The sequence below is a fragment of the Roseovarius bejariae genome, assembly GCF_009669325.1.
Classification (GTDB): Bacteria; Pseudomonadota; Alphaproteobacteria; order Rhodobacterales; family Rhodobacteraceae; genus Roseovarius; species Roseovarius bejariae.
Window position 1 is genome coordinate 457,894 of record NZ_SZWE01000002.1, and the last position, 12,813, is coordinate 470,706.

Genomic DNA, 12,813 nt, shown 5'->3' on the forward strand with positions numbered 1-12,813 from the left:
GACGCGGAATGGCCGAAGACCCAAGGAGTGGAGCCGAGAATGATACTGGATTTCTTCAGACAGGGCGGGGCAGCGCCCGCAGCGCCGGAACAAAAGGCAAGTGCCGCGGCGCCGGTGATGGCCTGGCACGGGGCGGGGCGTGTGGCCTGGAGCCCGCGGGACACGGTGTCGCTGACGCGGACGGGCTATGCCGGGAACCCGGTGGTGCATCGCTGTGTCAAGCTGGTGGCGGAGGCCTGCGCGGGCCTGCCGATGGTCATGACCGGGGCCGGGGGGGCGTATGAGGCGCATCCCGTCAAGGATTTGCTGGCGCGGCCCAACGGGGCGCAGGCGGGGGCCGAGATGCTGGAGGCGCTTTATGCGCAGTTGATCCTGACCGGCAATGCCTATGTCGAGGCTGTGGGGGCGCCGGGGGCTGTGCCAGTTGAGCTGCATGTGCTGCGTTCGGACCGGATGAGTGTTGTTCCGGGCGGCGATGGCTGGCCCGTGGGTTATGAATATGCGGTGGGCGGGCGCAAGCATCGCTTTGCCGTCGAGGAGGGGATTTCGCCGGTCTGCCATGTGAAGGGGTTTCATCCGCAGGATGATCATTACGGGCTGTCGCCATTGCAGGCGGCGGCGCAGGCCCTGGATGTGCATAACGCGGCGAGCCGGTGGTCGAAGGCTTTGCTGGACAATGCGGCGCGGCCCTCGGGGGCGATTGTCTATCGCGGGGCCGAGGGGCAGGGGACGCTTTCCACGGATCAATATGACCGTCTGGTGAGCGAGATGGAGAGCCATCATCAGGGCGCGCGCAACGCCGGGCGGCCGATGCTGTTGGAAGGGGGCTTGGATTGGAAGCCGATGGGCTTTTCGCCCTCGGACATGGAGTTCCAGAAAAGCAAGGAGGCGGCGGCGCGGGAGATCGCCCTGGCCTTCGGGGTGCCGCCGATGTTGTTGGGGATTCCGGGCGATGCGACCTATGCCAATTACCAGGAGGCGAACCGGGCGTTTTACCGCCTGACAGTGCTGCCCATGGCGGGGCGCGTGGCGGGGAGCCTTGCGCATTGGCTGGGCCGTTATACCGGCGAGGTGATCGAGATGCGGCCCGATATCGAGCAGGTCACGGCGCTTGCGCATGAGCGCGAGGCGCAGTGGCGGCGCGTGGCGGGGGCCGATTTCCTGAGCCGGGAGGAAAAGCGCCGGATGCTGGGCCTGCCGCCCTTGGCGGAGAGTGAGGTGGCCGAGGCCGACCGTGACGAGGGGCAGGCATGAGCCCGGCGATGGGAGAGGATGGCGCGCGCTATGGTTTCGAGGCCTTCGATTGCGCGCCGGCGTTGCGGCTGGAGGCGCATGAGCGGGTCTCGACCCTGCGCAACGAGGCCATGGTGCAGCGGCTGGAGAAGATCGAGGAGATGTTGGAGCGACTGGAAAAGCGGCTTTGGCTGGCGGTCTATGGCGTGGTCGGCGCGATACTGGCGCAGGCGTTTCAGCCCTTGCTGGCGGCGTTGCCGTGAGTGTTCGGGCTTGGAACTGGGGATGAGGAAAGGATGAGCGAGATGCAGGATCAATGGGGCTTGGAGCACAAGTTCTGCCGGTTAGGTGAGGAGATCTCCGTGAGCGAGAATGCGGTGATCGAAGGCTATGCGAGCCTGTTCGGCAGTCGCGACCGGGGCGGTGACGTGGTGGCCAAGGGGGCCTATGGCGCATCGCTGACCAAGCTGGGCAAAGAGGGGCGCGCGGTGAAGATGCTGTGGCAGCATGACCCGGCGCAGCCGATTGGCGTCTGGGACGAGGTGCGCGAGGACGGCAAGGGCCTGTATGTGAAGGGCCGGTTGCTGGACGGGGTGGAGCGCGCCCGCGAGGCCGCCGCCCTGATTGCCGCCGGGGCGATTGATGGGCTTTCCATCGGCTACCGGACGGTGAAGGCCACAAAGAATGACAAGGGCCAGCGGCTCTTGATGGAACTGGAGCTTTGGGAGGTGTCGCTTGTGACCTTCCCGATGCTGCCCAGTGCGCGGGTGGGGGCCAAGGGGGAGACCCCGGAGACGGACCAGACCTTGCGCGAACTGGCGGCGGCCTTCGAGGGCGCGCGCCGGGAGATGGCGCAAAGCTAGAGCGCCGCAACACGACCGAAACGACAGTGGGATCAAGCGATGAGCAAGACCGAGGCACAGTCTCGGACCGGGGGAGATGTGTCTCCGGTCCATGAGGTGAAGTCCGCCGTGGCGGGGTTCATGACCGAGTTCAAAGGCTTTCGGGCCGAGATCGAAAACCGACTTCAACAGCAGGATGACAAAATGACCAAGTTTGAGCGTAAATCCATGGGGGCGGCTGCGGCGCGCCCGGTTCTGGCGGCGGCGGATGCCGGGGAGGCCCCGCATCAGAAGGCCTTTGATGCCTATCTGCGCAGTGGCGACGATGATGGCCTGCGCGGTCTGGAACTGGAAGGCAAGGCGATGAGCACCGCCGTTGCCGGCGACGGTGGCTATCTGGTGGATCCGCAGACCGCCGAGAGCGTGAAAAGCGTTCTGGCCTCGACCGCGTCGATCCGGGCGATTGCCAATGTGGTGCAGGTGGAAGCCACCAGCTTTGACATGCTGATTGACCACACGGATGTGGGCCATGGTTGGGCCACGGAAAGTGACCCGACCACCGAGACCGGCACGCCCACGATTGACCGGATCACCATCCCGCTGCACGAGCTGTCGGCGCTGCCCAAGGCCAGCCAACGCCTGTTGGATGACAGTGCCTTTGACATCGAAGGCTGGCTTGCTGGGCGTATTGCCGACAAGTTCGCCCGTGCCGAAGCGGATGCCTTCATCAATGGCGATGGTGTGGATAAGCCCACCGGCTTTATGACCCATCCCAGTGTCGACAATTATGTCTGGACATGGGGCAATCTTGGCTATGTGCCGACGGGTGTGGATGGTGATTTCGGCGGGGCCGAGGCGATCATCGACCTGGTCTATGCGCTGGGCGCGCAGTACCGCGCCAATGCGGCCTTCGTGATGAATTCGAAAACCGCAGGGGCCGTGCGCAAGCTGAAGGACAATGACGGGCGTTTCCTGTGGTCTGATGGCCTGGCCGCGGGGGAACCTGCACGCTTGATGGGTTATCCGGTGCTGATTGCCGAGGACATGCCCGATATTGCGACCGGCGCGGATGCCATTGCCTTTGGCGATTTCAACGCAGGCTACACCGTGGCCGAGCGCCCGGACCTGCGTGTGCTGCGCGATCCGTTCAGCGCCAAGCCGCATGTGTTGTTCTATGCCACCAAGCGCGTGGGCGGTGACGTGAGCGATTTCGCTGCGATCAAGCTGTTGAAATTCGCCACCTCGTAAGAGGTGAGCGATGGGGCGGGGGCCGGGCTGCCCCCGTCCGTGGCGCGCGTTTTGCCGCGATTTGCGTTGTCCAGCTGCTCCCCTTCGGACGAGCAACGTGAGGCTGCGCGCGCCTGAACCACCGGAGGGGATTGGGATGTGTGGAGAGAGTCCATGATGTTGATCGAAGAGACCACCTTGCCCGATGCGGCGCTTCCGGTGGAAGAGTTCAAGGCGCATCTGCGGCTGGGCACCGGGTTTGCCGATGGCGATGTGCAGGAACCTGTTTTGATGGGGTTTCTGCGGGCGGCCATGGCGGCAATCGAGGCGCGCACCGGCAAGGTTTTGATCGAACGGGGGTTTTCCTGGACCGTGACGCGGTGGCGCGCGGCGGGGGGGCAGCCCCTTCCGGTGGCGCCGGTCACGGCGGTGACGCAGCTTTTGTTGCGCAACCGGGATGAAGAGGAAGAGGTGATTGCGCCTGCGATGTACCGGCTTGAGCCGGATGCGCATCGGCCTGTTTTGCGCCCGGGCGGCACGGTGTTGCCCGCGATCCCCGAGGGGGGTGTGGCGGAGGTGCAGTTGAGCGCCGGGTATGCGCCGGATTGGGCGGGCTTGCCCGCCGATCTGGGGCAGGCGGTGCTTTTGCTGGCGGCGCATTACTATGAGTATCGGCACGAAACCGCGCTGGGCGGGGGATGCATGCCCTTTGGGGTCACCAGCCTGATTGAGCGCTATCGCACCGTGCGGCTGATGGCCGGGGGCGGTGCGTGATGGGCCGGGTGCATTTGAACCGACCGCTGGTTTTGGAAGCGCCTGAGCGCGTGAGCGATGGCGCGGGCGGCCATGAGGAGACATGGGCCGCGCTGGGCACGCTATGGGCCGAAGTGCGCGCACGCACGGGGCGCGACCGGGCCGGGGAAGGCGGGGCCGTGTCGGCCACGGGGTTTCGCGTGACGGTGCGGGCGGCGCCCTTGGGGGCGGCATCACGGCCGCAAGCGAGCCAGCGGTTTCGTGACGGCACGCGCATCCTGCGGATTGAGGCGGTGGCCGAGCGGGACGCGGCGGCGCGGTTCCTGACCTGCTTTTGCGAAGAGGAGGTGGGCCTATGAGCTATGGCGCGGCGGCGGCCTTGCAGGCGGCGATTTATCAGCATTTGGCGGCGGATGCGGGCCTTGGGGGTTTGGTGGGCGATGCGATCTACGATGCGCTGCCCAGCGGGCCATTGCCCGAGACCTATGTCACGCTCGGCCCCGAGGATGTGCGCGAGCGTGGCGATGGCACGGGCGGTGGCGCGTGGCATCGGGTGAGCGTTTCGGTGGTCACTTCGGAGGCCGGGTTTCACGGCGCGAAGGAGGTGGCGGCGGCGATCAGCGACGCCCTGACCGATGCGCAATTGAGCCTTTCGCGGGGGCGCTTGGCGGCCTTGCATTTCTATCGAGCGCGGGCGCGGCGGGAGGGGACCGGCGATATTCGCCGGATCGACCTGACCTTTCGCGCGCGTGTGGACGACACCCTTTAACCCATTGATTTCACGGGAGATGAACCATGGCAGTTCAAAACGGCAAGGACCTGTTGGTCAAGATCGACCTGACCAGCGACGGCAATTTTCAGACGGTGGCGGGCCTGCGGGCGACGCGCATCAGTTTCAACGCGGAAAGCGTGGATGTGACGAGCCTTGAGAGCGCGGGCGGTTGGCGCGAGTTGCTGGCGGGGGCGGGTGTCAAATCGGCCTCGATCAGCGGGTCGGGAATTTTCCGCGACGCGGCCAGCGACGAGCGCGCGCGGCAGATCTTTTTCGATGGTGAGACCCCGGATTTCCAGGTGGTGATCCCGGATTTCGGGGTGGTCGAGGGGCCGTTCCAGGTGAGCGCGATCGAATATGCGGGCACCCATGACGGCGAGGCGACCTATGAGTTGTCGCTGGCCTCGGCGGGGCAGCTGAGTTTTACGGCGGCGTGATCCGATGGCGAACCCCTATGCAGGCGAGGTGGGCTTGGTGATCGACGGGCAGCGGCATGTGATGAAGCTGACCCTCGGGGCCTTGGCCGAACTGGAGGCGAGCCTTGAGGGCGACAGTCTGGTGGGCATGGTGGAGCGCTTTGAGAGCGGCGCTTTTTCCAGCCGCGATGTGCTGCGCCTGATCGTGGCGGGGCTGCGCGGCGGGGGCTGGCGCGGGCAGGCAAGTGACCTGCTGAGCGCCGAGATCGAGGGCGGGGCCATGGGCGCCGCCCGGGCCGCCGCCGAGTTGCTGGCGCGGGCCTTCATGGCGCCGGAGGGGGTATGAGGGCTGCGCGCTTTGATTGGCCTGCCCTGATGCAGGCGGGGATGCGCGGGCTTGGGTTGCGGCCTGCGGAGTTCTGGGCGCTGACCCCGGCGGAGTTGGAACTGATGCTGGGCACGCGGGCCGGGATCGCCCCCCTGCGGCGTGGAGGGCTTGAGGCCTTGATGGCCGATTTCCCCGATGCACCGAAAGACACAAAGGATGAATGACGTGGAACGATTGGATGATCTGGACGCGCAGGTTGAGGCGCTGGACGAAACCCTTGGGCAAACCACCGGGATGGCGGCGGCCTTCAACGCCGAACTGGCGCGGGTGCGCGAAAGTTTTGCCGAGACCGGCCAGGATGTGGCGACACTGGAGCGCGGGATCGGCCGGGGGCTGACCCGGGCCATTCGGGGGGCGGTGGTGCATGGCGATAGCCTGTCCCAGGCCCTTGAGAAGATGACCAATTCGATGATCAACGCGGCCTTCAATTCGGCGGTGAAGCCGGTGACGGAGCATGTCGGCGGGTTGCTGGCGCAGGGGGTGGGCGGCCTGATGTCGGGCCTCTTTCCCTTCGAGAAGGGCGGTTCATTCTCGCAAGGCCGGGTGCAGCCCTTTGCCAGTGGCGGGATCGTCAGCGGGCCGGTGAGTTTTCCGATGCGGAATGGCACCGGGTTGATGGGCGAGGCGGGGCCGGAGGCGATCATGCCGTTGTCGCGTGGCCCCGATGGCAAGCTGGGGGTGCAGGCGCGGGGCGGTGGTGCGCCGGTCAGCGTGGTGATGAACATCTCGACGCCCGATGCTGAGGGCTTCCGCCGCTCGAAAGGGCAGATCGCCGCCGAGCTGGGCCGCGCCATCGGGCGCGGCGCGCGCAACCGTTAAGGAGGGAGAGCCATGAATTTTCACGAGGTACGTTTCCCCGCAAGCCTGAGCTTCGGATCGATCGGGGGGCCGGAGCGGCACACGGATGTGGTGACACTGGCCAATGGGTTCGAAGAGCGCAACACGCCGTGGCGGCATTCGCGCCGCCGCTATGACGCGGGCGTGGCGATGCGCAGTCTGGACGATATCGAGACCTTGATCGCCTTTTTCGAGGCGCGGCAGGGGCAGATATACGGGTTCCGGTGGAAGGATTGGACCGATTACAAATCCTGCGGCGCGCGGGCCGAGGTGGGCTATGACGATCAGGTGATCGCCGTGGGCGATGATGTGACCAGCGATTTTCAACTGGTCAAGCAGTACCGCTCGGGTCAGCAGGTTTATGAGCGGCCCATAACCAAGCCCGTGGCGGGCACCGTGCGCGTGGGTCTTGGTGGCGATGAGCAGCAGGAGGGCGTGCATTACGAGGTGGAGGCGGATACCGGGATGATCCGGTTTGTGCATCCGCCGAATGAGGGTGTCGAGATCACCGCCGGGTTCGAGTTCGACGTGCCGGTGCGGTTTGACATTGACCGTATCCAGACCTCGCTTGCCAGTTTTCAGGCGGGCGATGCGCCCAATGTGCCGATCGTGGAGGTCCGGGTATGAGCGGGCTGCACGAGGGATTGAAGGCGCATTTGGCAACCGGCGTGACCACGACGTGTCGCTGTTGGGCGGTGACGCGGTCGGATGGTGTGACACTGGGGTTCACGGACCATGATTGCGGGCTGGCGTTCGAGGGGATCACGTTCAAGGCTGATACAGGGCTAAGTTCCTTGGCCTTGCAGCAGAGCACCGGGCTTTCGGTGGACAATACCGAGGCTTTGGGGGCCTTGAGCGATGCCGCCATCCGCGAGGCGGATATCGAGGCGGGGCGCTATGACGGGGCCGAGGTGCGCGCCTGGCTGGTGAACTGGGCCGATGTAAGGGCACGGCAGTTGCAGTTTCGCGGCAGTATTGGCGAGTTGCGCCGTGCCGGTGGAGCGTTCGAGGCCGAGTTGCGGGGGCTGACGGATGTTCTGAACCGCCCGGTGGGGCGGGTTTACCAGAAGCCCTGCACGGCGGTCTTGGGCGATGTGGCCTGTGGGTTCGATGTGACGACGCCGGGGTATTTTGCCGAAGGGGTGGTCGAGGAGGTCGAGGAGCGGCGGGTGTTCCGTTTTGCCGAATTGGCGGGCTTTGCGCCCGCTTGGTTCCGGCATGGGGTGTTGCGGATCGAAAGCGGCGATGCCCAAGGGTTGAGCGGGGCGATCAAGAGCGATGTCCAGGAGAGTGACGCGCGGGTGATCGAGCTGTGGGAGCCCTTGCGCGCGCCGACCCGTCCGGGTGATGCCCTGCGCCTGACTGCGGGGTGCGACAAGCGTGGGGAGAGCTGCCGCTTCAAGTTCAACAACTATCTGAATTTTCAGGGGTTCCCGGATATTCCCGGCGATGACTGGACGATCAGTGACCCGGCCCGCGCGGGCCGCTTGGATGGCGGGAGCCGCAGGTGATGAGCCGGGGGGATGAGATTGTGAGCGCCGCGCGGGGTTGGTTGGGCACGCCTTATCGGCATCAGGCCTCGTGCAAGGGGGCGGGGTGCGATTGCCTTGGCCTTTTGCGTGGGCTGTGGCGCGAGGTCTTGGGCGCGGAGCCCGAGGCGGTGCCGGCCTACTCGATGGATTGGTCGGAACCGGCGGGGGATGAGCAGTTATGGCGCGCGGCGGCGCGGCATTTGCGGGCCAAGCCCTTGGGGGATGAGGCCCCGGGGGATGTACTTTTGTTTCGGATGCGGGTGCAGGGGGTGGCCAAGCATCTGGGTGTTGCGGCGCAGGTGGGCGCGCAGGCCACGTTCATTCATGCCTATTCGGGGCATGGGGTGGTGGAAAGCCCGCTGACGCCGCCGTGGCGGCGGCGCATCGTGGCGCGATTTGAATTTCCATAGGAAGGGGTAGCAGGCATGGCGACGATCATTCTTTCGGCGGCGGGGGCGGCGATTGGCGGCTCGGTCGGGGGCTCGGTTCTGGGGCTGTCGATGGCCGCCGTGGGCCGGTTTGCAGGGGCGGTTATCGGTCGGTCCATCGACCAGCGGTTGATGGGGCAGGGATCCGAGGTGGTGGAGACGGGCCGCGTCAATCGCCTGCGTCTGACCGGCGCGGGCGAGGGGGACGCCGTGGCGCAGGTCTATGGCCGGATGCGGGTGTCGGGGCAGGTGATCTGGGCCACGGAGTTCCTGGAGACAGTGACGATCACAGGCGGCGGTGGTGGAAAGGGGGGTGGACCGCGCAGGCCCACGCAATCCAAGTATAGCTATTCGGTGAGTTTGGCGATTGCCCTGTGCGAAGGCGAGATTTCGCATGTGGGCCGTGTCTGGGCCGATGGGACGGAAGTGGCGCGTGATGATCTGAACATGCGGGTCTATCGCGGCACGCCCGACCAAATGCCCGATCCGCGGATGGAGGCGGTTGAGGGCGCAGGCACGGTGCCTGCCTATCGTGGCACGGCCTATGTGGTGATCGAGGATCTGGAGCTTGGCCCCTATGGCAACCGGGTGCCGCAGTTCAGTTTCGAGGTCTGCCGCCCGGCGCAGCCCGGGGCCGAGGGGGCCGATCTGGACCCGGTGCAAGGGGTGCGCGGGGTGGCGATGCTGCCGGGCAGCGGCGAATATGCGCTTGCCACGACGCCGGTGCGGATGAACTTCGGGTTTGGCTCTACCGGGTTGGCCAATGTGAATACGCCCTCGGGGAAAGCAGACTTCCTGACCTCATTGGAGAGCCTTGAGGGGGAGCTGCCGGGCTGTGGGACGAGTTCGCTGATCGTGAGCTGGTTCGGAGATGACCTGCGCTGTGGGGACTGCACGATACGGCCCATGGTGGAGCAGAAGGAATTCGACGCCAGGAATATGCCGTGGAAGGTCTCCGGGGTGACCCGGCAGGCCGCACAGAGCGTAGCGCGTGATGCTAATGATCGTCCGGTTTATGGTGGCACGCCTGCCGATGCGTCCGTGGTGGAGGCGATTGAGGCCTTGAAGGAGGCCGGGCAGGAGGTGATGTATTATCCCTTCATCCTGATGCAGCAGATGGCGGGCAACGGTTTGCCTGATCCCTATGGCGGGGATGACCAGCCCGCCTTGCCGTGGCGCGGGCGGATCACCGGCGCGCGAGCCCCCGGGCAAGAGGATAGTCCTGATGGTACGGCAGAGGCCGAGGCGCAGGTTGCGGCGTTTTTCGGCGTGGCGCAGGCTTCGGATTTCACGGTCGAAGGGCAATCTTGGACGGGGAGTACGGCCGGCAATGGCGCATTTGATTTTATTTTCTACAATGGAGGAGTGAGCCGAAGCCCGGTGTCCTATAGTGGCCCGGACGAGTGGGGTTATCGCCGGTTCATTCTGCATCAGGCGGCCTTGTGCAAGGCGGCGGGCGGTGTCGAGAGTTTCTGCATCGGGTCGGAAATGCGCGGACTGACGCAGTTGCGGGGGCCGGGGAATTCCTTTCCGGCCGTGCAGCACTTGATTGATCTGGCCGGTGAGGTGCGCAGCCTTCTGGGGCCGGAGGTGAAGATCGGATATGCCGCCGACTGGACCGAGTATTTCGGCTATCAACCCGGCAATGGCGACCGATTTTTCCATCTTGATCCGCTGTGGGCGGATGACAACATCGATTTCATCGGGATCGACAATTACATGCCGCTGAGCGATTGGCGGGAAGGCGAGGATCACGCCGATGCCGGGGCCGGGTCGATCTATGACCTGGAGTATTTGCAAGGTAATATCGAGGGCGGCGAAGGCTATGATTGGTATTACCATTCACCCGAGGCGCGCGCGGCGCAGATCCGAACCCCGATCACCGACGAGGATCATGGCGAGCCGTGGATCTGGCGATTCAAGGATATTCGCAATTGGTGGGCCAATCCGCATCATGAGCGAATAGGCGGTATGCGGTCGGAGACCCCCACGGATTGGGTGCCGATGTCGAAGCCAATAAGATTTTCCGAGTATGGCTGTGCCGCGATCGACAAGGGGAGCAATCAGCCCAATAAATTCGTCGATCCCAAGTCCTCGGAATCCAGCCTGCCGCGCCATTCAAACGGGAGGCGTGATGAACTGATGCAGTTTCAATACCTGCGCGCCATGGCGGGGTATTGGGATGATCCGGCGCGGAACCCAGTTTCTGAGGAGTATGGCGGGCCGATGGTCGATTGGGCGCATAGCTGTGCCTGGGCCTGGGATGCGCGGCCTTTCCCGTTTTTCCCAAATAATCGAGGGCTCTGGTCGGATGGGGAGAACTATGCGCGGGGTCATTGGCTGAATGGGCGGATGTCGGCGCGGACCTTGCCGTCGGTTTTGGACGAGATTGGTACACGGGCTGGATTGCATCACGGCCAGACTGGCGCGGCGCATGGGTTGGTGCGTGGATATCTGGTGGATCAGGTCGGTGAAGCACGCGGCGCGATGCAGCCCCTGATGCTGCGCCATGGGGTGGACGCGGTCGAGCGCGACGGGGTGCTGCGCTACCAGTTGCGGGATGGGGTTGTCGATCATGTTGTCGAGCCGGACTATCTGGTCCGTGATCCGGAGATGGACGGAATCATGGAGGAGACACGCGGCAATGCGGCTGAACTTGCAGGCCGGGTGCGGTTGCGCTTTGTCGAGGCGGATGCCGATTACGAGGTGATCGCCGAGGAAAGCGTGCTGCCGGATGAGGCGACACATGCTGTGTCCACCTCGGAAATGCCCATGGCCATGACGCGGACGGAGGGGCGGCAGACAGTGGCCCGGTGGCTGTCCGAGGCGCGGGTGGCGCGCGATAGCCAGCGTTTGGTGCTGCCGCCTTCGCGCTTGGAGGCAGGCGCGGGCGATGTGATTTCGGTGCCCGAAGAGGGGGGACGTGGGCTTTATCGCATCGACCGGGTGGAGCAGATGGGCAGCGCCCAAAAAGCCGAGGCCGTGCGCATTGAGCCGGAGTGTTATGACCCCATCGAGGTTGAGGAAGAGGCGGGTGCGGTACGCGCCTTTGCTGCGCCTGTGCCGGTGACGCCCTTGTTTCTTGATCTGCCCTTGATGACCGGGGAGGAGGTGCCTCATGCGCCGCATATCGCGGTAATGGCAGACCCATGGCCGGGGTCGGCGGCGCTTTATGCCTCGGATGAAGATGCCAATTACCGGCTGAACCGCATTCTGGCCGCACGCACCCCGGTTGGGGTGACGGAAACCCCCCTGAGTTGGGCGCCGATGGGGCGCTATGACCGGGGGGCGGGGCTGTATGTGAATATGCGCTATGGTCAGTTGGAAAGTATCAACCGCGAGGAGATGCTGAACGGCGGGAACCTTTGTGCCATCGGGGATGGAACGCCGGGGGGGTGGGAGCTGTTCCAGTTCCGCGATGCCGATCTGGTTGCACCGGAGACCTATGTTCTGTCGCATCGGTTGCGGGGGCAATTGGGCACAGAGGTTGAGCCGGGGCATGTCTGGCCCCTGGGGTCAATCGTGGTGCGGTTGGATGGCAGCCCGCAGCAGATTGATTTGCCCGAGGCCAAGCGGGGCCAGTCACGGCATTATCGCATTGGCCCGGCACAGCGGCCCGTGGATGACCCGTCCTATAGCCATGCGCAGATTGCTTTTGATGGCCTTGGGCTGCGGCCTTTGCGCCCTGTGCATTTGCAAGCTTTCGGTGAGGCCGGGCAGAACCAACAGTTCAAGTGGATTCGCCGGCCCCGCATCGGCGGAGACAGGTGGGATACGCCCGAGGTGCCTTTGGGAGAAGAAACCGAAAGCTATGTCGTACGTGTCATGCAGGGCACACAGGTTGTTCGCGAGCACATGACATCTGTGCCGGAATGGACTTATGACGCTGCGGCGCGGGCCTCGGACGCGCTCAGTGGAGAGTATGAAGTGCATGTCGCACAGGTCTCGGCGCTTTATGGGCCGGGGCAATGGGCGAGAATTGCGATTGAAGCTTAACCCTTTGCGCAGTCGACGCAGCGGGTCACGCCGGGGTCAAGCTCCAACCGCCCTGCTGCAATTTTATCGCCGCAGTCTTCGCAATACCCAAATTCGCCTTCGTCCATGCGGGCGAGGGCGGCTTTGAGCTTTTGCCGTTCCATCTGCCTGCGTGTGTGCGTGGCCTTGGCCATGGCTTGGTTCTGCAAGGCGTCCTGACGGCTGAGCCGCCCGACAGCCTGTTGATCCAGTTCCACGGTGGCTTGCCCCGCTTCGCCTAGGGTATCTTCTGCGTCGAGTGCCGCCAGACGCTGGGTGATGAGTGTTCGGAAATGGGTTTGCTGATCTGCATTCAATTCCTTGATCCCCTTGATCACAGCTTTGCGTTTTGCGAAACGCGCCTATCTGAT

General features: G+C 64.7%; 16 protein-coding genes. 15 read left to right on the forward strand and 1 reads right to left on the reverse strand.

Annotated elements, in window-relative coordinates; all coding sequences use genetic code 11:
* Positions 1–39: 39 nt before the first annotated feature.
* The 15 genes from FDP25_RS16250 to FDP25_RS16320 all read left to right on the forward strand — a co-directional run bounded on the left by FDP25_RS16250 (position 40) and on the right by FDP25_RS16320 (position 12,424).
* Entirely contained in the window at positions 40–1,254 is a 1,215-nt protein-coding gene (locus FDP25_RS16250) for a phage portal protein (protein WP_154154746.1), read from the forward strand.
* Positions 1,251–1,496: a GTA head formation protein, RCAP_rcc01685 family gene (locus FDP25_RS16255; RefSeq protein WP_246175954.1), complete on the forward strand. Its 246-nt coding sequence runs from the start codon at positions 1,251–1,253 to the stop codon at positions 1,494–1,496. The genes FDP25_RS16250 and FDP25_RS16255 overlap by 4 nt, the downstream gene beginning before the upstream one ends.
* A gap of 42 nt (positions 1,497–1,538) precedes the next feature.
* Positions 1,539–2,096, forward strand: a complete 558-nt coding sequence (locus FDP25_RS16260) for an HK97 family phage prohead protease (protein ID WP_154155115.1) — start codon at positions 1,539–1,541, stop codon at positions 2,094–2,096.
* A 39-nt stretch (positions 2,097–2,135) separates the two neighbouring features.
* The gene (locus FDP25_RS16265) at positions 2,136–3,323 is read left to right on the forward strand and encodes a phage major capsid protein (protein ID WP_154154749.1); all 1,188 of its coding nucleotides are present in this window, start codon (positions 2,136–2,138) and stop codon (positions 3,321–3,323) included.
* Between the two features lie 153 nt (positions 3,324–3,476).
* Complete coding sequence (locus tag FDP25_RS16270; protein WP_154154752.1) at positions 3,477–4,076, forward strand: head-tail connector protein; 600 nt, start codon at positions 3,477–3,479, stop codon at positions 4,074–4,076.
* The gene (locus tag FDP25_RS16275; RefSeq protein WP_154154754.1) at positions 4,076–4,414 is read left to right on the forward strand and encodes a head-tail adaptor protein; all 339 of its coding nucleotides are present in this window, start codon (positions 4,076–4,078) and stop codon (positions 4,412–4,414) included. The genes FDP25_RS16270 and FDP25_RS16275 overlap by 1 nt, the downstream gene beginning before the upstream one ends.
* Positions 4,411–4,824, forward strand: coding sequence for a DUF3168 domain-containing protein (locus tag FDP25_RS16280; protein WP_154154757.1), 414 nt, complete (start codon positions 4,411–4,413; stop codon positions 4,822–4,824). Before FDP25_RS16275 ends, FDP25_RS16280 begins: the two co-directional genes overlap by 4 nt.
* Positions 4,825–4,850: 26 nt before the next feature.
* Positions 4,851–5,264, forward strand: a complete 414-nt coding sequence (locus FDP25_RS16285; protein WP_154154760.1) for a phage major tail protein, TP901-1 family — start codon at positions 4,851–4,853, stop codon at positions 5,262–5,264.
* A 4-nt stretch (positions 5,265–5,268) separates the two neighbouring features.
* Positions 5,269–5,589 (forward strand): gene transfer agent family protein, encoded by a 321-nt coding sequence (locus FDP25_RS16290; RefSeq protein WP_154154763.1) that lies wholly within the window; start codon positions 5,269–5,271, stop codon positions 5,587–5,589.
* Positions 5,586–5,795, forward strand: a complete 210-nt coding sequence (locus tag FDP25_RS16295; protein WP_154154765.1) for a rcc01693 family protein — start codon at positions 5,586–5,588, stop codon at positions 5,793–5,795. Before FDP25_RS16290 ends, FDP25_RS16295 begins: the two co-directional genes overlap by 4 nt.
* Positions 5,788–6,450 (forward strand): phage tail tape measure protein, encoded by a 663-nt coding sequence (locus FDP25_RS16300; RefSeq protein WP_154154768.1) that lies wholly within the window; start codon positions 5,788–5,790, stop codon positions 6,448–6,450. The genes FDP25_RS16295 and FDP25_RS16300 overlap by 8 nt, the downstream gene beginning before the upstream one ends.
* Before the next feature lie 12 nt (positions 6,451–6,462).
* Positions 6,463–7,095: a DUF2460 domain-containing protein gene (locus FDP25_RS16305; RefSeq protein ID WP_154154770.1), complete on the forward strand. Its 633-nt coding sequence runs from the start codon at positions 6,463–6,465 to the stop codon at positions 7,093–7,095.
* Complete coding sequence (locus FDP25_RS16310) at positions 7,092–7,979, forward strand: DUF2163 domain-containing protein (RefSeq protein ID WP_154154773.1); 888 nt, start codon at positions 7,092–7,094, stop codon at positions 7,977–7,979. The genes FDP25_RS16305 and FDP25_RS16310 overlap by 4 nt, the downstream gene beginning before the upstream one ends.
* Positions 7,979–8,410 (forward strand): C40 family peptidase, encoded by a 432-nt coding sequence (locus FDP25_RS16315; RefSeq protein WP_154154776.1) that lies wholly within the window; start codon positions 7,979–7,981, stop codon positions 8,408–8,410. The genes FDP25_RS16310 and FDP25_RS16315 overlap by 1 nt, the downstream gene beginning before the upstream one ends.
* A gap of 15 nt (positions 8,411–8,425) precedes the next feature.
* The gene (locus tag FDP25_RS16320) at positions 8,426–12,424 is read left to right on the forward strand and encodes a baseplate multidomain protein megatron (protein WP_154154779.1); all 3,999 of its coding nucleotides are present in this window, start codon (positions 8,426–8,428) and stop codon (positions 12,422–12,424) included.
* On the opposite strand, the gene FDP25_RS16325 is transcribed toward FDP25_RS16320, so the two are convergent.
* Positions 12,421–12,780 (reverse strand): TraR/DksA family transcriptional regulator, encoded by a 360-nt coding sequence (locus tag FDP25_RS16325; protein ID WP_343032092.1) that lies wholly within the window; start codon positions 12,778–12,780, stop codon positions 12,421–12,423. The genes FDP25_RS16320 and FDP25_RS16325 overlap by 4 nt on opposite strands.
* Positions 12,781–12,813: the final 33 nt, after the last annotated feature.

Bases quoted from the DNA above. Each gene is read 5' to 3' on its own strand.
- FDP25_RS16250 (WP_154154746.1), top strand. From the start codon at position 40: ATGATACTGGATTTCTTCAGACAGGGCGGGGCAGCGCCCGCAGCGCCG.
- FDP25_RS16255 (WP_246175954.1), top strand. From the start codon at position 1,251: ATGAGCCCGGCGATGGGAGAGGATGGCGCGCGCTATGGTTTCGAGGCC.
- FDP25_RS16260 (WP_154155115.1), top strand. From the start codon at position 1,539: ATGCAGGATCAATGGGGCTTGGAGCACAAGTTCTGCCGGTTAGGTGAG.
- FDP25_RS16265 (WP_154154749.1), top strand. From the start codon at position 2,136: ATGAGCAAGACCGAGGCACAGTCTCGGACCGGGGGAGATGTGTCTCCG.
- FDP25_RS16270 (WP_154154752.1), top strand. From the start codon at position 3,477: ATGATGTTGATCGAAGAGACCACCTTGCCCGATGCGGCGCTTCCGGTG.
- FDP25_RS16275 (WP_154154754.1), top strand. From the start codon at position 4,076: ATGGGCCGGGTGCATTTGAACCGACCGCTGGTTTTGGAAGCGCCTGAG.
- FDP25_RS16280 (WP_154154757.1), top strand. From the start codon at position 4,411: ATGAGCTATGGCGCGGCGGCGGCCTTGCAGGCGGCGATTTATCAGCAT.
- FDP25_RS16285 (WP_154154760.1), top strand. From the start codon at position 4,851: ATGGCAGTTCAAAACGGCAAGGACCTGTTGGTCAAGATCGACCTGACC.
- FDP25_RS16290 (WP_154154763.1), top strand. From the start codon at position 5,269: ATGGCGAACCCCTATGCAGGCGAGGTGGGCTTGGTGATCGACGGGCAG.
- FDP25_RS16295 (WP_154154765.1), top strand. From the start codon at position 5,586: ATGAGGGCTGCGCGCTTTGATTGGCCTGCCCTGATGCAGGCGGGGATG.
- FDP25_RS16300 (WP_154154768.1), top strand. From the start codon at position 5,788: ATGAATGACGTGGAACGATTGGATGATCTGGACGCGCAGGTTGAGGCG.
- FDP25_RS16305 (WP_154154770.1), top strand. From the start codon at position 6,463: ATGAATTTTCACGAGGTACGTTTCCCCGCAAGCCTGAGCTTCGGATCG.
- FDP25_RS16310 (WP_154154773.1), top strand. From the start codon at position 7,092: ATGAGCGGGCTGCACGAGGGATTGAAGGCGCATTTGGCAACCGGCGTG.
- FDP25_RS16315 (WP_154154776.1), top strand. From the start codon at position 7,979: ATGAGCCGGGGGGATGAGATTGTGAGCGCCGCGCGGGGTTGGTTGGGC.
- FDP25_RS16320 (WP_154154779.1), top strand. From the start codon at position 8,426: ATGGCGACGATCATTCTTTCGGCGGCGGGGGCGGCGATTGGCGGCTCG.